The organism is Moritella sp. (assembly GCF_013215705.1).
In the GTDB taxonomy this organism is placed as follows: Bacteria; Pseudomonadota; Gammaproteobacteria; order Enterobacterales; family Moritellaceae; genus Moritella.
Genome location: NZ_JABSQR010000015.1, coordinates 110,541 through 129,539, shown reverse-complemented (window position 1 = coordinate 129,539; position 18,999 = coordinate 110,541). Strand labels below are relative to the sequence as shown.

The window sequence follows — 18,999 nt, the reverse complement described above, 5'->3', positions numbered from 1 at the left end:
TTAAAAGCGGGTTTTTATTCTATTCAGAATTAACAGTTAAGCAAATTAAGCTTGACCCTTAACCTCTTTAAGACCGTGGAAAGGAGCAGCATCACCTAGCGCTTCTTCGATACGGATTAGTTGGTTGTACTTAGCAACACGATCAGAACGGCTCATAGAACCTGTTTTGATTTGGCCAGCACATGTACCAACAGCAAGGTCAGCAATTGTTGCATCTTCAGTTTCACCAGAACGGTGAGAGATTACAGCGGTAAAGCCTGCGTCTTTCGCCATTTTAATTGCCGCTAACGTTTCTGTTAGTGTACCAATTTGGTTGAATTTGATTAAGATTGAGTTAGTAATACCTTCTCTAATACCACGTGCCAAAATCTTAGTATTAGTAACGAATAAATCATCACCAACTAATTGGATCTTGTCACCCAGTAGTTCAGTCTGGTGTTTGAAACCAGCCCAATCAGATTCATCTAGACCATCTTCAATTGATACGATTGGGTATTGGTCAACAAGACCAGCAAGATAGTGGTTAAACTCTTCAGCAGTAAATTTCTTACCTTCGCCTTTAAGATCGTAGATACCTTCTTCTTTGTTATAGAACTCAGAAGCAGCACAATCCATAGCAAGTGTAACGTCTTTACCCATTTCATAACCAGCGGCTTTAACAGCTTCTTCAATTGCAGCTAGTGCAGCAGCATTTGATTCTAGGTTAGGAGCGAAACCACCTTCGTCACCAACTGCAGTGCTTAGGCCTTTAGACTTAAGTACTTTAGCTAGGTTGTGGAATACTTCAGCACCGATACGTACAGCTTCTCTAAAAGTTTTAGCGCCAACAGGTTGGATCATGAACTCTTGAATGTCGACGTTGTTATCAGCGTGCTCGCCACCGTTGATGATGTTCATCATAGGTAAAGGCATAGAGTATTGACCAGGCGTACCGTTTAACTCAGCGATGTGAGCGTATAGTGGTAAACCTTTTGCAGATGCAGCCGCTTTAGCGTTAGCCAGAGACACAGCAAGGATAGCGTTAGCACCGAATTGAGCTTTGTTTTCAGTGCCGTCTAAGTCGATCATAATTTGGTCGATTGCAGCTTGATCAGTTGCATCTTTACCCATTAGCGCTTCAGCGATAGGGCCATTGATTGCAGCTACAGCTTTAAGCACACCTTTACCTAAAAAGCGCGTTTTGTCGCCATCACGTAATTCAAGTGCTTCGCGTGAACCAGTAGAAGCACCAGATGGAGCAGGTGCCATACCGATGAAACCACCGTCTAGGTGAACTTCAGCTTCAACAGTAGGGTTACCACGTGAATCCATGATTTCGCGACCAATAATTTTAACGATCTTAGACATTTTTATTTCCTTAACTATTAAAAATTTAAGTATGCCGCGTTACCACGGCACTAATATTAAAATCTCTGATTAGCTAGTTGATGATTTTTTATTTTCACCAGCAGCCTTAATGAATCCTTCAAATAATGCGTGACCATCTCGTGGTGTTGAGGTGAATTCCGGGTGGAATTGCGCAGCAACAAACCAAGGATGATTCGGATTCTCAATAATTTCGACTAATTTCTTATCTGCAGATAAACCCGTTACTTTTAGGCCTGCTTTTTCGATTTTAGTGAGAAGATTGTTGTTAACTTCATAACGGTGACGATGACGTTCTTTAATCGTCGCACTACCGTACATTTCTCTTACTTTACTACCCGCTTTCAGATGACACAGTTGTGCACCTAAACGCATAGTACCACCCAGATCTGAGCTACCAGTACGTTCTTCAACCTTACCAGTCTCATCAATCCACTCTGTAATTAAGCCAACTACAGGGAATTTAGTCTCAGGGTTAAATTCTGTTGAATGAGCGCCTTCTAAACCTACAACATTACGTGCAAATTCGATTAACGCGACTTGCATACCAAGACAGATACCGAAGTAAGGAACGTTATTCTCACGTGCATATTGTGCAGCAAGGATCTTGCCTTCAATACCACGTTCACCAAAACCGCCCGGTACTAAAATACCGTCTACTGTTTTCAGTATATCGGTGCCTCGAACTTCAAGATCTTGCGAGTCGATGTATTTGATCTTCACACTTAGACGGTTTTTCAGACCACCGTGCTTAAGTGCTTCATTTACTGATTTATAAGCATCTGGTAGTTCGATATATTTACCGACCATACCAATCACGATCTCGTCAGTTGGATTCGCTTCTTCAAAAATAACCTGTTCCCATTCAGCGAGATCCGCTTCAGGTGCAGTGATACCGAAACGGTTAACCACAAGTTCATCTAAACCTTGTGCTTTTAATAGCGCAGGAATTTTATAAATACTGTCCACATCTTTCAGTGAGATCACGGCTTTTTCTTCTACGTTACAGAATAACGAGATTTTAGCGCGTTCGTTCGCTGGTACATTACGATCAGAACGACAAATTAGGATGTCAGGCTGAATACCAATTGAACGTAACTCTTTCACTGAGTGCTGTGTTGGTTTTGTTTTAACTTCACCAGCAGCCGCTAAATAAGGTACTAATGTTAGATGCATAAACATGGTGTGATCACGGCCCAGTTGCACACCCATTTGACGTAATGCTTCTAGGAAAGGTTGTGATTCAATATCACCTACCGTACCGCCCACTTCTACTACTGCAATATCAAAGCCTTCACAGCCCGCAATAACGCGTTCTTTGATCTCGTTAGTAATATGTGGAATAACCTGAATGGTTGCACCTAAGTAATCACCACGGCGTTCTTTGGCCAGCACTGATGAATATACTTTACCCGTCGTAAAGTTATTACGTTTAGTCATGTGAGTACGAATAAAGCGCTCATAATGACCTAGATCTAGATCGGTCTCAGCACCATCGTCCGTTACGAATACTTCACCATGTTGAATCGGGCTCATTGTGCCCGGATCAATGTTAATGTAAGGGTCTAGTTTCATCATTGTGACTTTTAAGCCACGTGCTTCTAAAATAGCTGCTAATGATGCTGCCGCAATACCTTTACCTAATGAGGATACTACCCCACCAGTAACAAAAACGTACTTAGTTGTCATACATAACCTGAAGTTGTTAGGGATTAAATGTGTATTATTGAATATATACCAGAAGGGACGACATTATAAACAAATCCCCCTCATCCCACAATGTTGACAAGTATAGCATTGCCCTTTTTGTATAACTGTGCGGTAGATCATATGTTGTAATTTTATTTCACTTTTTGCCAAAGCAACTCCATTTCACTTACAGAACAATCACTTAGTGACTTACCATTCTGTAATGCAAGTACTTCTACCTGTCTAAATCTTTTTTCAAACTTTTCATTTGCCTTACGAAGTGCTTGCTCAGGATCGTGTTTTAAGTGGCGTGTAACATTCACCACAGAGAACAATAAATCACCTAACTCTTCTTCGAGTTTATCATCATCAATGACCGCGGCATCGGCTTCAGCAACGACCTCATCAATCTCCTCATAAACCTTTGATAACGCTTGCTTATACCCATTGAAATCAAAGTTCACGGTGGCGGCGCGCTGCTGTATTTTCGCAGCACGAACCAGAGCTGGAAAGGCATTAGGAATGTTGTCTAATGCACTGTGTGGAACTGTGTTTTTATGATTTTCTAAGCGTTCTTGGGATTTTTGTTTTTCCCATGCAACAATAATTTCAGATTTTGATTGTAGTTTTATTTCACCAAAAACATACGGGTGACGCCGAGTTAACTTTGCTGCAAGCTGTTGAATAACGTCATCAAAGCTGAATAGTGCTTGTTCCTGTCCTAATTGGGTATAATAGAGTACGTGATAAAGCAGATCGCCGATTTCACCTTCTAAGCCTTTAAAATCATTACTTTCAATACTATCAACAACTTCATATGCTTCCTCTAACGTAAATTTAGCTATCGAGGCAAAGTTTTGCTGCAGGTTCCAAGGGCATCCTGTATCTGGATTACGTAATTTTTCAACCATATGGCGTAAATCATTAATTGTGTACTTTTCTTTCAAAATAAATCCTATAAATTCAATTTTTCAATAAAATCCCGAGATCTTGACCCATTAGCTAAAATGCAGCCATAAACTGAGACTAAATTATTTGTCAGTGAGTATATAATGAAATTAATTACGTTTGGAGGGGTAGCACTAAATGAACAGAGTTGGATTAATAACACGCTATAAGAACTTATAGCGCGTTAGGATGACAATTAAGCCGTCAGTTTTTTACTTAAATCGACCTCATCGAACGGTTGTGGTTGCAGGTATTTACTTAAATCAATCTCATCGAGTTGTTCAGGCGGCAGATATTTTTTGGCATATTTAATATGTGTACCGCTTTGTAAAAATAACCTAAATAACTCGATATCAAAATGTTGATCCAAAGCCATCTTATACATGATATCCACGGCAACGCTGACAGGTTTGGCTTTCTTATAAGGACGGTCAGATGCCGTCAGGGCTTCGAATATATCGGCGATCACTAAGATACGCTCTGGAATAGAAAGATCATCTCCAGTCAGTTTACGCGGGTAACCCGTACCGTTTAATGTTTCATGGTGGGTTGAAGCATAACGTGGGACACGACTTAGTTCAGGTGGAAACGGGAGATTCTCCAACATCTTAATCGTACTGATCATGTGTTCGTTGATCTTATATCTGTCTTCCGCCGTTAACGTACCGCGACTAATGGTTAAATTATAGACTTCACCTAGGTTATATTGATGCTCGGGAACGTCCATTTTAATACCAAACTTAGGATCAAATTCCACTTTGCGATCTCGCTTAACAATATGCTCAGTTTTATCTGACAGTAATTTTTCAATCACAGGCAACTGGACATTCAACGACTCTTTTTTCACCAGTTCTTCAACCGAAGAAAGGCCTAAACTATCATCGAAATGACGTAGCCATGTTTGTTCTGATAAAACCTTCACACGGGCAATTTTATCCTCACTCATAAACTCGCCGCCAACATTCGATGCCGCAATAAACGCAAAATCATCGGTCAGTTTTTGCTGCTTGGCCTTAAGCTCAGCCTCGATCGTACTTTTATGCGCTGGTAAGACGATTTGTTTTTGTAACGCGGCGATTTCGTCATCACGCCACAACACTTCAAACCGCGTTCGAACTTCGTGAATACGGTTGTAATTTGCCTCTAACTTGGTGCCCTTATCGACAATATATTCAGGGGTCGTGATCTTGCCACAGTCATGCAGCCAAGCGGCAATTCTAAATTCACGTTTCTCATCCGCGTTGGCAAATTTAAAATCTTTAAATAACGCGGAATCACATTGCTCAACAACATCCGCCAACATCATGCCAAGCTCTGGCACACGATTACAATGACCAGCCGTGTACTTCGATTTATCATCAATCGCTTGTGCAATAAGCTTAATAAACGCTTCTAAAAATTCATCTTGTGCGGTTTCATATTGTTGTAAGTCTTTTGACATTTCCAGCATCGCTTCAGATAACTCCCAGATCTCTTTTATCGGCGTATCCACTAATTGCACTTCACCATACTGCCGCTCTTGTACTTTTTTCGTTTCAACTCGCAACTGTCGGATTGGTCTTACAATGGGCGCGCCAAACCACCAAGCGAAAGGCAACATCAATAAAATGAAAATAACGGTCACTAAAATAGCTATTTTTAGCTGCTCATTGACCTTCTTATAGATCACTTTTTTGGGGATGACAACCGCAAAGAACTCTTCCGATCGAGAGCCCGCCTTAACAGCACTGATATAAACTAAGCTTTCCTGACCATCGATAACACGCTCAAGAATTTGATCATGATTACCTTGTGATCCAGTTAACGATACCAAGGCTTGATAAGGCACCATCATATTGTCGTATATAACGTTCTCCCCAAGCCATTTACTCGCCAGTGCAGCGCGTTGGGTATCACTAATATTTGCGATTGCAGCATTAATGATGGGAATAAGGTCGTCATTCTCTGCTTTCAACAAGATGTAAAACGCGGAAGGAAATTGCTCGGCCAGATCGGTAATATCATTATGCAATTTGAGGTTTTTATAGAAGTATTGCGATAATCCCGAAATGAGCACCGGTTTAACATCCAGTAATGCGTCTGTTTGTCCCTGCGAAACAGACTTAAATGCCGCATTTCGATCCGCAAATTCAACCAACTCAATGTCAGGAAAACCTTGTCGTAATTTTGCTGCAATAGACCTACCCGATAAGATAGCCACTTTCAGGCCTGCCAATTCGGCAAAATTATGAATATCCGCACTACTCGTACGCGTCACTAAAGAAAAATTAAAATCATACATAGCATCACTATATACACCTGAGTATTTATTATTCTGATTCAGCTGCAACGAATGCAAGCCACCGAGGGAACCATTGTTATACTTGTCGATCAACTCGAGCCAAGAAAAACCATTGATAAACTCAAAATCAATGCCCGTCATTTCCTCAATCAACAACAATATATCGATAGCATACCCTTGCGGTTTTCCGGATAAAGAAAAGTCCAGCGGCGCCCAGTCATTTTGATTTGAAATCTTGATTTTAGCGGTGTTACTGATAGTGCGACGCTGTAGCGCAGTTAACGCCAACATTGCCGATTCGGGGATGACAATGTGCTTAGCCGCTTGACGACTTGACGATATCACTTCACCCGAACTTGTGTATAAATAAGACTCAATTTCGCGATTATCATCAAAATCGAATGAATTATTCGACAATTTTTCTGCGATAGAAGACAACACAATATCAATACCTAGGATACTGCGATGCGCTTGATTATGATTATCTTTAAATTTAAGTGAATAAGTTTGACCCGTTATTTTTAAATGTTGAAATAAATAGGGTTTAGTTTTAAATACCGAATCGGTATTAGCAGCCTCATACCAAGGTCTTTCGGTTGGGAAATAGTTACTTTTGCTCGTATTCATCTCTCGTAATACAAATTCACTATCGTAATAATAAGTTTCACGTATTCGATTCTGCCGATCACCGACTATCTTGATCACAACCCAGCGATCATCGCTCTGCGCTGCAATTTTATCTCGTACAATTGGCGATGATTCAAGGTTGATCACTTGGTAAAAATCCTCATTTTCAGAGCCAATATAGATACTGTAAAATAATTTATTTTCGGTCATCATTTCGGCGAAAATATTACGCAGGTCTTGCTCATTCGATTGAATATCAAGAATATGGCTAATAGAAACCAATAAGTGCGCTGCATTAGAAGCATCGCGTTCTAAGGTTTGTATATATTCGGATAAATCAGAAGATGCCTTCGATAAATTTTGCACCGTGTGTTCCACTGCCATGTTTTTGCTAAAATGGTATTGCAAAGACACAGCTACTAATCCAGTAATGAGGGTCGCAATTACAAACATGGTACCGACAGTAAAGCGAACTGAAAATGTCTTTCGTTTCATTAATATTCTTCCTTGAATTTAATTACTTTATACAACTTTAAAGCATGCTTTTTATACGCTACCGCAAATAAACAAAACACTCTGTCTAATTAGAATAAGTATTCGAGAAAAATAAAGGGAATGGGATGTACATCAAGTAATTAGGTAATAGGAGTTTCTAACATGTGGATTAAAGTATGTTTTTTGGTACAACCCTTCTTAGTTTAACACCCAATTGTTTAAGCTTACTCACTTCACCATCAGGGTTCCAATCGAGAGTGACTCGCCACGCATTCTCAGGTTGCATTTCTTCCAACATGCCAAATTTCACTTCTTCAGCCATTTTTTTAGATGGAATAACCACAAAATTTTCAGTATTTAAATGTGTGCTACGTGGGTCAAGGTTAAAAGTACCAATCACAGCAATATTATCATCAATAACCATCGTTTTTGCATGTAAGCCAAATATAGGTGCATGCTCCAGCTGTTTTTGCATGACTTCGGACATAATCTTACGTCGAATTTGCGCATCTGGTTTAAATTCATAAATTTGTACGCCTGTTTTTAACAAATCTTTTCGGTTTCTTTGGTAACCACTAAACGCTTCTAAATTATCGTTAGAAGCCAGGCTATTAGTTAATATTTTCACTTCAACGCCTTTGTCTACCAACGCCTTGAAATGACTACGAGTATATTTTGTGGTGATCAAATATGGTGTTTGGATAACTACAGACGTCTTCGCGCTTCGCAATAATTCCACTAAACGTTCTGTCGAAATACCACTACCAGCTAAAAAATCAGTTTGATCATTTTTACCCGGTATATCGGAAACATACTCCACACCAGTTACCCATTGTAGTTCCTGATTTTTTTGAATTTCGTCGATAGCGAATGGTATGTTCTTAATCTTTTTTCGGACACTAGGTACAAAATTTTCAGGGTTACAGGCATATTCATGTAATGCCGTAAAATTAGGCACTGCTGTTGATTGTTCATGATCTTTAATTAATTCTTTCACATCAACACTTAAGTCACTCTCCCAAAATTGATCAAATGAAGTCTGAATATCATTAGCAGCACCACCAACTAATAACACATCCCGATCGCGGAAGTTATACTCGTGATCATAACCAAAATATTCATCCGCAACATTCCGTCCACCCGTGATCGATACTTGCCCATCAACTGTGAAGGTTTTATTATGCATACGCTGGTTTAATTGATGGAAATTAGTTGTTAGGTTAATAACTTTATCAAAAACATTTTTACCTATATTCACCATAGGATTATATATCTTTATTGATAAGTTCTTATGTTTAGATAAAGTTAACAAGTCTTCGCCATTGGCCTCAACCATAATATCATCGACTAAGACTCGAACCTTAATACCGCGATCAGCAGCTTTAACCAAATAATCAGTGGCTATAAGGCCTATGTTATCAGTGGAAAAAATGAAGTATTGTACATCAATGGTTTCTTCAGCATGTTTAGTCAGCCAAGCTCGAGACAACATAGCCTCTATCCCTTGCTCTAATACATATACGCCAGTCTGGTTTGCCATTTTATCTGTAACTGGAGTTAGGTACGTAGAAAGCATTGGACTGCTTTTTTTTTCTATATCAGCGCAATAGTCATGTTTAGATTCGGGAAACAGTATAGGCTTAGCGCTACAAGCAGATAATAAAAGAGAAAATAAGACTGGATTAATTATCCGTTTGTATGAGTAATAAATTGAATTAGACATCATTAACATCCCTTATCAAGTCTACTGACTTCCATATTTAATATGTATCTTAGATAAATAAAAAGAGGGTAATACAAACAAATTTTTGCATTCCCTCCCTTTCTATAATCAAAAATATTTATTTATTTTAAACGCTTCGCATAAATCACGCCTTTCACTTGGCTCATACGATTAATTAAATGACTTAAAGTATCAATATTATATAACTCGATATTAATCTCTAGTGTCGCCGTTTGTTGCTTAGAATCAGTACGGGTATTCATACCCACAACGTGAATACGATCATTGGCAAAAATAGTCGTTAAATCACGTAGCAGGCCACTGCGATCACTGGCATGCACCACCAGTGTAACACCGTAACCACCACTAAAATCATCCCCCCAAACCGCATCGATAGTACGTTCTGGTTGGCGATTACTTAAATCAGCATACTGTAAACAACCATGGCGATGGATCGAAATACCACGGCCTTGGGTGATATAACCGACAATGTCATCACCAGGGATAGGCTGACAACAGTTAGCAATATGGGTCATCAAGTTACCCATGCCTTCCACCACGATATGGTCTTTGCTGTGTTTTTTCTTTGGCTGATTTTGCGATTTTAGTACTTGTTGGTCAACAAGCTCGAGTGCAAGTTTATCTTCCTCTTCGGCACTGGGTTGTAATAACAACACTTTAATATGATTAATAACTTGGTTAAGACGTGCGTCACCACTACCCACCTGGGCTAATAAATCATCGATAGTATTGGCATTAAAACGTTCAAACGCACAACTCGCATCGGACAAGTGTAAACCCAGTTTGTGTAACTCACCGTCGAGCATATCTTTGCCTGCCGCGACATTCTTATCGCGGTCAAGACGCTTAAAGTAAGTATTGATCTTAGCGCGAGCACGCGCAGATTTTACATAACCTAAGTTTGGTAATAACCAATCACGGCTTGGGTTGGGATTTTTCTGGGTGATGATCTCAATCTGATCGCCGGTTTGCAGTTCATATGTGAACGGCACAATACGACCGCTTATCTTAGCTCCGATGCAACGATGTCCCACCATGCTATGTACATAATAAGCAAAATCAAGCGGCGTTGAACCCTGAGGCATATCAACCACATCCCCTTTTGGGGTGAACACATAGACACGATCATCGAATACCTGACTGCGTAGCTCATCGACTAAGCTACCGCTTTCCGCCATATCATCTTGCCATGCTAGTAATTTACGTAACCAAGCAATTTTCTCTTCGTAGCTGCCTTTTTTGGTGGTATCAGCGCCTTCTTTGTAACGCCAATGTGCAGCAACGCCTAATTCAGCATCGTCGTGCATTTGTTTGGTACGGATCTGTACTTCAACCGCTTTACTTTCATCGCCTACTGCGACAACAGTATGGATCGACTGATAACCATTGGCTTTTGGATTTGCTACATAATCATCAAATTCACTGGGAATAGGACGGAATAAATTATGGATAACACCCAACGCGGCATAACAATCCTGTAATTCGTCCGCGATCACGCGCACTGCGCGCACGTCATAAAGACCAGCGAAATCCAAGTTTTTCTTCTGCATCTTTTTCCAGATACTATAGATATGCTTGGGACGACCATAGACTTCTACTTTACCGCCAGCCGCTTCAACACCCGTTTTAACTTGCGCAACAAAGCGGTCGATAAATTCTTCTCGATCGAGTCGACGCTCAAGTAACAGCTTGGCAATTTGTTTGTAGGTATCAGGGTGAGAATAACGGAATGACAGATCTTCCAGCTCCCACTTAAGCTGACCGATACCTAAACGGTTGGCCAAAGGCGAATAGATATCTGCGATTTCTTTTGCTGCCAGTACGCGTTCTTCTTCAGATGCATTTTTTACCTGACGAAGATGACAAATACGCTCTGCTAATTTGATCACAATCGCACGTACATCGTCCACAATCGCCATTAACATGCGGCGTAAATTATCGATTTGGGCTTCTGATGGTTTTTGTGCTTTAGCTTGCAGTGTACGGATCGCATCCATTTCTACAACCGCAACTAATAGGGGTAATAACTTGCTACCAAATAACGCTTCAATGTCGTCATTATTATATAATTTGGCATCAAAAAATGGATATAACATGGCCACCTTCAAGGTCTCCATGTCCATATCCATGGTCATTAATATTTCGATCATTTCCACCCCGTAAGCAAGCAACGGGAAACGGAGATCCGCTTCATCCTCGCGGGATTCGGCGGCTTCTTTTAATGCTAATTGAGAATATAACTCAAATAATTCATCTTGCTCTGTCGAGGTGAGTGCTAGCGAAGACGTCCAAGTCTTCGCATCAAAATCTTCTGGGTTGGTCAAATGAGAATCACGTACCGCAACCATGTCTTAATTCCTAACAAAATAAAGCTAAAATACACGCACTAGACGCGTTCAAATAACGCCATTGATTCAACGTGTCCTGTCTGTGGGAACATATCAATCATACCAAGGCGTGTTAATTTATAATGCTTTTCCATCAACAACTTCGAGTCTCGCGCTAATGTTGCTGGATTGCAAGATACATAGACAATTTTCTTCACTTTAAGTTTATGTAAATATTGCACTGTTTCAGCAGCACCTGCTCGAGCAGGATCTAATAATACTTTATCGAAACTGGTTTTTGCCCAAGGTAGTTTAGAAAAATCAGCGGATAAGTCTGCTTGAAAGAATTGCGCATTAGCAACATTATTGGCTATCGCATTCGCTTGCGCCTGACGCACCATCCCATCAACACCTTCAACACCAACAACCGAATGGCATAAACCTGCCAACGGTAAGCTAAAGTTACCACCACCACAGAACAGATCTAATACTCTATCTTCAGGGGTTAATTCCAACCAATCTATCGCTTGTTTTACCATCTTGTTATTCACAACAGGATTAACCTGAATGAAGTTACCTGGGGTAAAACTGAGCTTAAATTCACCATCCGCCAATTGATACCATGCCGCGGGTGAATCAGGGGTTAATTTAACCACTGATTCAGGTTCAGGTTGCAGATAAATACTCAACTGATGTTCACTGGCAAAGGCTTGCAGTAAATCTTGGTCTTTGTCTTTTAACGGTTTCAAGATACGGAATAAGCAAATAACGCCCGAATCAACCGCAAACAACTCGATATGGCCTAAATCACGACGTACTGTAAGCGTAGCAAGTAATTGGCGTAGTGGTTGGATCAATACTGACAAGGCTGGCTCTAATACTGGGCACTCGTTAATCGCAACCAGAGATTTACTGTTTCGTTCGCGGAAACCAAAGACTAATTGCTTGGCTTTGCGGTCAAACATCACACTTAAACGTGCAGTACGACGATATTGCCAAGGTTGCGATAAAATCGGCTCGGCAAAATTAATATCATCGTTTTTACTGAAGTGTTGCAGCAAGCTAAACAACGCAGTTTGTTTATAATCAGCCTGCACATCGCTATCGAGTATTTGTAAACTACAGCCGCCACACGTTGTATAATGCGGACACGCTGGTTCAATTCGTTGTACTGATGGGGTTAATACTTTTCTTAAAGTCGCTTTTGCGTATTGCTTTTTTTGCTCAATAATATTCACAGATACTCGTTCACCCGGTAGTGCACCAGCAACAAATACCGCTTTGCCATCAAGACGACCCAAACCTAGACCTTGGTGATCTAACTTCTCAATAGTGATCTCGACCGCTTTACTCGTAATTTTTTGTACTTTTTTTGCTTTATAAATTTGCGCCATATTGATATACAACTATTGCCTATGTCATTATTAGAGTATTATTCTAACCTGCTTTCCCGTTTTATACTTTAAATAACTTCGTAGATGGCATTAAACCCGATACCAATAAGATGACTTTATGACTAAATACGGACTTCGTGCCAGAGTAATGGCGCTGACGATTTTACCGACAGTTTTGATCGGTACATTATTAGCCAGCTATTTCACCTTTAACCGCTATCAGCAGTTAGAAACAGTGCTTATTGAACAGGGCATCAATATCATTGAACCATTGGCCATCGCGAGTGAGTACGGCATGTTACAAAACAGCCGAGAATCACTGAAAAAACTGCTCGGTTTAACCCACCGCAAGTTTGCGCCAACGATTAAAAGTATCGCCATTTTTGATAGCAATAATAAGCTGTTTGTAACCAGTAATTATCACCGTAATTTTTCCGTGCTCAAGAATCCCGACAACAGAAAATTACCGGAAACCACCCAAGTCGAGGTACTTGATGATTACATTATCCTGCGTTCCCCCATTATTGCCGAACTTGACAATAATAGCTTCCCGTTAAACTTAGAATATCCGGAGCAGATCCTCGGTTATTTATCGATCCAGCTAATACGTGACAAAGCGATATTACTGCAATACCGTGATACTACGGTCTCGATATTTATTGTGTTGCTGGGTTTCTTTACCGCGTTAATTTTCTCTTGGCGACTGGTTAAAAATGTAACCCAGCCCATTACTGATATGGTGACGGTGGTCGATCGGATCAGAGAAGGTCGACTCGATGCCCGAGTCACAGGCGATCACACAGGTGAATTAGCACTGCTCAAGAATGGTATTAATTCGATGGCCAAATCGCTATCGGCTTATCATGAAGAGATGCAGCAAAATATTGATCAAGCTACCTCTGATTTACGGGAAACCTTAGAACAGATTGAAATCCAAAATATTGAATTGGATATGGCAAAAAAACGCGCACAAGCAGCGGCACGGGTAAAATCTGAATTCTTGGCCAATATGAGTCATGAGTTAAGAACCCCGCTTAACGGGGTGATAGGTTTCTCTCGCCAGTTATTAAAAACATCGCTGAGCCCGAATCAAACCGATTACTTGCAGACCATTGAAAAATCAGCCAAGAACTTACTCAATATTATTAATGATATTCTTGATTTCTCTAAACTTGAAGCGGGTAAACTAACGTTAGAGCAGATCCCGTTCAACCTGCGTGACACCATTGAAGAGGCTGCGATCTTATTAGCACCAACCGTGCATGATAAGGGCCTTGAGTTATCACTCCATGTTGATAAGAATGTACCCGATGGTATTATTGGTGACCCATTCCGTTTCCAGCAAGTGATCACCAACCTGCTCGGCAATGCGATCAAGTTTACTGAAAACGGTAATATTGATATTCATATCGAATTACTGGCATGGACAGGTAATAGCGTCTCCATTCAGACCAATATCCGAGATACCGGCATTGGTATTTCAGAACAACAACAAGCACAATTATTTCAAGCCTTTAACCAAGCTGACACCAGCATTTCACGGCGTTATGGCGGTACCGGTTTAGGTCTGGTTATTACCCAACGTTTGGTTGAATTTATGGGCGGTGAGATCTCGCTCGATTCTGATTTAGGCCAAGGGTCTAACTTTAAATTTTCGCTAAAATTCGATGTCACCGCTAACTCATTGTCAGAACCACTGCCGATAAGTAATTTTAAAGGTAAACAGGTATTATTGTATGAAGCCGATAACTACTCAGCACGCTCGTTAATATCCTTGCTTAATAGCTGGGATCTGGACGTATTACATTGTGCCAATGAGGCTGAGTGGCAGCACTATATTAATCAACCTTACTACTGTGTTGTTATTGCGCAAAATGATGAAAGCAACTTAACCCCTATGTATGACAAGATGAGTAAATGTCATGATATTAATGCCGCGGTCGTGGTATTAATTAATTCATCGGATCCTTGCTTACAAGAAGAGATCATTCGCGTGGGGGCAAGGCATTGCCTAACTAAACCGTGTAATCATCGTAAATTAGTGAATGCATTAGCTTATTTAAACAAACCAGATGAACAGCCAATACCACAACTGAAGATTGAGAAACCGAAAGCCAAAGTTGATCTGTCTATTTTGGCAGTTGATGATAATCCAGCTAACCTAAAACTGATTAGCGCGATGCTAGCCGATTCGGTGACTAAGATTGAAGTATGTAGCAATGGTGCCAAAGCCGTGGCGAAAGCCAATGAAATGGATTTTGATATTATCTTTATGGATATCCAAATGCCAATAATGGATGGTATCAGTGCCTGCAAAGCCATTCGTTCGGGCACGCGTAATCAATCAACGCCAATCATTGCCGTGACAGCGCATGCGATGAGTGGTGAACGAGATCGCCTACTCAGTAAAGGCATGGATGATTACTTAACCAAACCGCTTGATGAATCCATTCTAAAACGTATCTTACAACAATGGAGCAGCTTGTCACATGATAACACCACAGTGCAAAATCATATTTTAAATTGGCCACTGACCTTGCAACGATCTATGGGTAAAGAAGACCTTGCAGTAGACATGTTAGAAATGTTTATCAATAGTCTCCCTGACATCAGCGAGCACCTTGAACTGGCACTCACACGTCGTTTATCACGCTCAGAATTTAAGCAGATAATCCATAAATTCCATGGGGGGGCGGCATGTTGTGGGGTATTGCCAATTCAGAATTTAGCCGATCAGATTGAACGCGGATTACGCAAGGGTGCAGAGATTGAAGAAGTAGAACCTGAGATCTTTGAACTGCAAGAAGCCATTGAAACCGTGATCAAGGAAGCTCAACCGTACTTACCGAATTAGTGTATTGATTCACTAGTCAGTCTAAACAAAAAAGGAGCCATCGGCTCCTTTTTTATGCTGATGGCATGTCATACTAATACCGTACAACAATCCTAGCGAATGATAGGTTTAGCTATTATTACGCGCTTCTTGCATGATAACTTGCATGTCTTTTACCGCTTTACCTAAACCATCAAATGCCGCACGGGCAATAATGGCATGGCCGATATTCAATTCATAAATTTCTGGAATAGCCGCAATCGGTTGCACGTTATGGTAATGCAAACCATGACCCGCGTTTACTTTCAATCCTGCGTTATGCGCATAGCTCACGCCAGCTGCGATCTTCTTCAATTCAGCTTGTTGTTCGCCTTCAGACTCTGCATCGGCATAGGCACCGGTATGCACTTCAATGTATGGCGCGCCACTGGCAACCGCAGCATCAATTTGTTCTTTATCGGCATCAATAAATAACGATACTAAAATACCGGCGTCGCTTAAACGTTTAACCGCTTGGGTGATCTTATCTTGTTGACCAAGTACATCTAAACCACCTTCAGTCGTCAACTCTTCACGTTTTTCAGGCACTAAACAAACAAATTCAGGTTTTATCTCACAAGCAATATCGAGCATTTCAGCCGTCACCGCCATTTCTAGATTCATGCGAGTTTGAATGGTTTCTTTTAGCACTCTCACATCACGATCTTGAATATGACGACGATCTTCACGTAAATGCACCGTAATACCGTCTGCGCCATTTAGTTCAGCGACCGCTGCTGCATGTACAGGATCTGGGTAAGTCGTGCCGCGAGCTTGGCGTAGGGTTGCGATATGGTCAATGTTGACACCTAAAAAGATCTTATTCACGTTTCATTCCCTTATTGATAAATAGTTCTCTGCTTTTCAGCGGCTTGTTAATAAATGGCTATCTGCTTTTCATGGTTTATTTAATACATAGTGATCCGCTTTTCATTGCTTATTAATGAATAGTTCTCTTCTTTTAATCAGCGGCTTATTAATAAACAGTTCTCTGCTTTTCAGCGGCTTGTTACCCAAATAAGGTAACAACATTTGCCGACAAAAGCGTTTTGCCGCGGCTAAATTCTCTTGGTTAAATTGTCTTTGCTCAAAGGCGAGCAAGTCTTTACCTAAAAATGAGCTATCCACTGCAACTTTATAAATGGATGGCACAATCCCAACATGTGGTACGTATTTATACATACGGTCGGGGAATACAGCATCCATGGTATCAGCACAATAGCTTAACGTACCAATGTAACCTAAACATTGCATTAAATTAAATTCAAATTCACGCAATAACGGTTCAAGCGGTTGTTGTTTGGCTAACGCTAATAATGCATTTTGATAATGGGAGAATAGTTCGGGATTCGCTTGTTCACTGGCGAGTAAGCGATAGAGTAATTCATTGAGATAAAAGCTAGCATAGAGATGCCGACCGGAGAGCGGTAATGAATTAGATACCGCCTCGACCTGACGCATGGATTTTAATCCACCTTTGCCGGCATAGGCGATATTGAGTAAGGTAAACGGCTGTAAAATTGCACTTTGACTGTTTTTACGCCCTCGCCCTGCTCGTCCCACTAACGAAATTTTACCATCGTTAATGGTAAAGAAGTCGATGAGTAAACTCGACTCCTTAAAAGGTCGACGGTGCAGTACAAAAGCGTTTTGTAAGTCCATGCAATAACGCTATTTAAACTTCATCTCCGTAACCTAAGCTACGAAGTGCACGTTCATCATCTGCCCAACCAGATTTCACTTTAACCCAACATTCTAGGAATACTTTATTATCAAACAAAGTTTCCATATCACGTCGTGCTTCTGTACCAATGGTTTTTAACTTCGAGCCTTTGTTACCAATAACCATACGTTTTTGAGTATCACGCTCAACTAAAATTAACGCATTGATATGGTACGTACCATTTTCACTGACTTTAAACTGCTCGATCTCAACGGTGGTTGAGTAAGGCAATTCTTGACCAGTGAAACGCATCAGTTTTTCACGAATGATTTCAGACGCCATGAAACGTGAAGAACGATCGGTAACATAATCTTCAGGGAAGTAAAAATCACCTTCTTGTAACTGCTTCGAACAAATACCACGTAGCATTTCTACATTGGTACCTTTCGTTGCAGAGATAGGAATAATTTCGGTAAAGTTAAACTTCGCCGCCAATACCTGCAGATGCGGCATTAGTTCTCGATCTTTATCTTTGATCGCATCGGTTTTATTAATGGCCAAGTAAATTGGGCAGTTAATATCACGTAGCTTATTGAGTACCATCTCATCATCGTCGGTCCAACGGGTACCATCAACAACAAAGATTACCGCATCAACATTCATATCTTTTAATGAACTGCTTGCCGCACGGTTCATTAAACGGTTGATTGCACGTTTTTCATCTATGTGTAGGCCCGGTGTATCAATATACACAGTCTGACGATTGTCTTCAGTATCAATACCGAGAATACGGTGACGAGTCGTTTGGGGTTTACGCGAGGTAATACTTACCTTTTGTCCCAAAATACGGTTTAGTAACGTTGATTTACCGACGTTAGGACGACCAACGATAGCAATAAAGCCGCTATAAGTCATATCACTCATTGTATTTGCTCCAATGCTTTTTGAGCTGCTTCTTGTTCTGCTTTACGACGACTAGTACCTTTACCTTCAACAGGGTGATCTAGGCCTTCAATAACGCAATGAATAGTGAACTCTTGATTATGAGCTTCACCTCTAACTTCCACCACTTGATAAAGTGGAAGTGGTTGCTTACGTCCTTGCAGCCATTCTTGTAATTGTGTTTTCGCGTCTTTCTGACCGATACCAGGTTCGATCGTGGCTAAACGTGATGCATACCAAGCCAGCACACGTTCACGCGTTTTCTCCATATCACTATCCAGATACATCGCACCAATCAGGGCTTCAACTGTATCAGCGAGAATAGATTCACGACGGAAGCCGCCGCTTTTTAATTCACCAGGACCTAAGATCAAACATTCACTTAGTTCAAACTCACGCGCGATCTCAGCGAGCGTTAGCCCTTTCACTAAGGTTGCACGCATCCGGCTTAAATCACCTTCAGGTACCTCAGGAAACTGGCAAAACAATGCGTCCGAGATAATAAAACCAAGTACTGAATCACCTAAAAACTCAAGACGTTCGTTATGCTTAAAATAAGCACTACGATGCGTCAGTGCTTGTTGCAATAGGCCAGCGTCTTGGTACTGATAACCTAATACAGTTTGTAATCTTTCTAATATAATTGTCATAA

Annotated in this window: 12 protein-coding genes; 1 reads left to right on the top strand and 11 read right to left on the bottom strand. The window is 40.8% G+C overall.

Going from position 1 to position 18,999, the window contains the following annotated elements; translation table 11 throughout:
• Positions 1-45 precede the first annotated feature (45 nt).
• The 7 genes from eno to rlmD all read right to left on the bottom strand — a co-directional run bounded on the left by eno (position 46) and on the right by rlmD (position 12,870).
• The gene (eno, locus tag HRT96_RS11875) at positions 46-1,347 is read right to left on the bottom strand and encodes a phosphopyruvate hydratase (protein ID WP_006033769.1); all 1,302 of its coding nucleotides are present in this window, start codon (positions 1,345-1,347) and stop codon (positions 46-48) included.
• A 69-nt stretch (positions 1,348-1,416) separates the two neighbouring features.
• Positions 1,417-3,054: a CTP synthase gene (locus HRT96_RS11870; RefSeq protein WP_293156680.1), complete on the bottom strand. Its 1,638-nt coding sequence runs from the start codon at positions 3,052-3,054 to the stop codon at positions 1,417-1,419.
• Between the two features lie 152 nt (positions 3,055-3,206).
• Positions 3,207-4,001 carry a nucleoside triphosphate pyrophosphohydrolase gene (gene mazG / locus HRT96_RS11865; protein ID WP_293156677.1) on the bottom strand — a complete coding sequence of 265 codons (795 nt, stop codon included), beginning with the start codon at positions 3,999-4,001 and terminating at the stop codon, positions 3,207-3,209.
• 197 nt (positions 4,002-4,198) lie between these two features.
• On the bottom strand, positions 4,199-7,405 hold the full coding sequence (locus HRT96_RS11860) for an HD domain-containing phosphohydrolase (protein WP_293156674.1): 3,207 nt from the start codon (positions 7,403-7,405) through the stop codon (positions 4,199-4,201).
• A gap of 169 nt (positions 7,406-7,574) precedes the next feature.
• Entirely contained in the window at positions 7,575-9,128 is a 1,554-nt protein-coding gene (locus tag HRT96_RS11855; RefSeq protein WP_293156671.1) for a phosphatidylserine/phosphatidylglycerophosphate/cardiolipin synthase family protein, read from the bottom strand.
• A gap of 122 nt (positions 9,129-9,250) precedes the next feature.
• Entirely contained in the window at positions 9,251-11,497 is a 2,247-nt protein-coding gene (gene relA, locus HRT96_RS11850; protein ID WP_293156668.1) for a GTP diphosphokinase, read from the bottom strand.
• A gap of 38 nt (positions 11,498-11,535) precedes the next feature.
• Positions 11,536-12,870, bottom strand: a complete 1,335-nt coding sequence (rlmD, locus tag HRT96_RS11845; RefSeq protein WP_293156665.1) for a 23S rRNA (uracil(1939)-C(5))-methyltransferase RlmD — start codon at positions 12,868-12,870, stop codon at positions 11,536-11,538.
• A gap of 118 nt (positions 12,871-12,988) precedes the next feature.
• Here rlmD and barA point away from each other — a divergent pair, with 118 nt between their 5' ends.
• A complete protein-coding gene (barA, locus tag HRT96_RS11840) occupies positions 12,989-15,724 on the top strand; it encodes a two-component sensor histidine kinase BarA (protein WP_293156662.1) in 2,736 nt (911 codons plus the stop codon).
• 108 nt (positions 15,725-15,832) lie between these two features.
• On the opposite strand, the gene pdxJ is transcribed toward barA, so the two are convergent.
• The 4 genes from pdxJ to rnc form a co-directional block, all read right to left on the bottom strand.
• Complete coding sequence (gene pdxJ / locus HRT96_RS11835) at positions 15,833-16,570, bottom strand: pyridoxine 5'-phosphate synthase (protein WP_293156659.1); 738 nt, start codon at positions 16,568-16,570, stop codon at positions 15,833-15,835.
• A 102-nt stretch (positions 16,571-16,672) separates the two neighbouring features.
• A complete protein-coding gene (recO, locus tag HRT96_RS11830; RefSeq protein ID WP_293156656.1) occupies positions 16,673-17,404 on the bottom strand; it encodes a DNA repair protein RecO in 732 nt (243 codons plus the stop codon).
• A gap of 13 nt (positions 17,405-17,417) precedes the next feature.
• On the bottom strand, positions 17,418-18,329 hold the full coding sequence (gene era / locus HRT96_RS11825; protein WP_293156653.1) for a GTPase Era: 912 nt from the start codon (positions 18,327-18,329) through the stop codon (positions 17,418-17,420).
• The gene (gene rnc, locus HRT96_RS11820; protein ID WP_293129347.1) at positions 18,326-18,997 is read right to left on the bottom strand and encodes a ribonuclease III; all 672 of its coding nucleotides are present in this window, start codon (positions 18,995-18,997) and stop codon (positions 18,326-18,328) included. The genes era and rnc overlap by 4 nt, the downstream gene beginning before the upstream one ends.
• Positions 18,998-18,999: the final 2 nt, after the last annotated feature.

Excerpts from the sequence above, each read along its gene's own strand:
- HRT96_RS11860 (WP_293156674.1), bottom strand. The coding sequence starts at position 7,405 with ATGAAACGAAAGACATTTTCAGTTCGCTTTACTGTCGGTACCATGTTT.
- HRT96_RS11855 (WP_293156671.1), bottom strand. The coding sequence starts at position 9,128 with ATGTCTAATTCAATTTATTACTCATACAAACGGATAATTAATCCAGTC.
- rnc (WP_293129347.1), bottom strand. The coding sequence starts at position 18,997 with ATGACAATTATATTAGAAAGATTACAAACTGTATTAGGTTATCAGTAC.
- relA (WP_293156668.1), bottom strand. The coding sequence starts at position 11,497 with ATGGTTGCGGTACGTGATTCTCATTTGACCAACCCAGAAGATTTTGAT.
- barA (WP_293156662.1), top strand. The coding sequence starts at position 12,989 with ATGACTAAATACGGACTTCGTGCCAGAGTAATGGCGCTGACGATTTTA.
- recO (WP_293156656.1), bottom strand. The coding sequence starts at position 17,404 with ATGGACTTACAAAACGCTTTTGTACTGCACCGTCGACCTTTTAAGGAG.
- rlmD (WP_293156665.1), bottom strand. The coding sequence starts at position 12,870 with ATGGCGCAAATTTATAAAGCAAAAAAAGTACAAAAAATTACGAGTAAA.
- HRT96_RS11870 (WP_293156680.1), bottom strand. The coding sequence starts at position 3,054 with ATGACAACTAAGTACGTTTTTGTTACTGGTGGGGTAGTATCCTCATTA.
- eno (WP_006033769.1), bottom strand. The coding sequence starts at position 1,347 with ATGTCTAAGATCGTTAAAATTATTGGTCGCGAAATCATGGATTCACGT.
- era (WP_293156653.1), bottom strand. The coding sequence starts at position 18,329 with ATGAGTGATATGACTTATAGCGGCTTTATTGCTATCGTTGGTCGTCCT.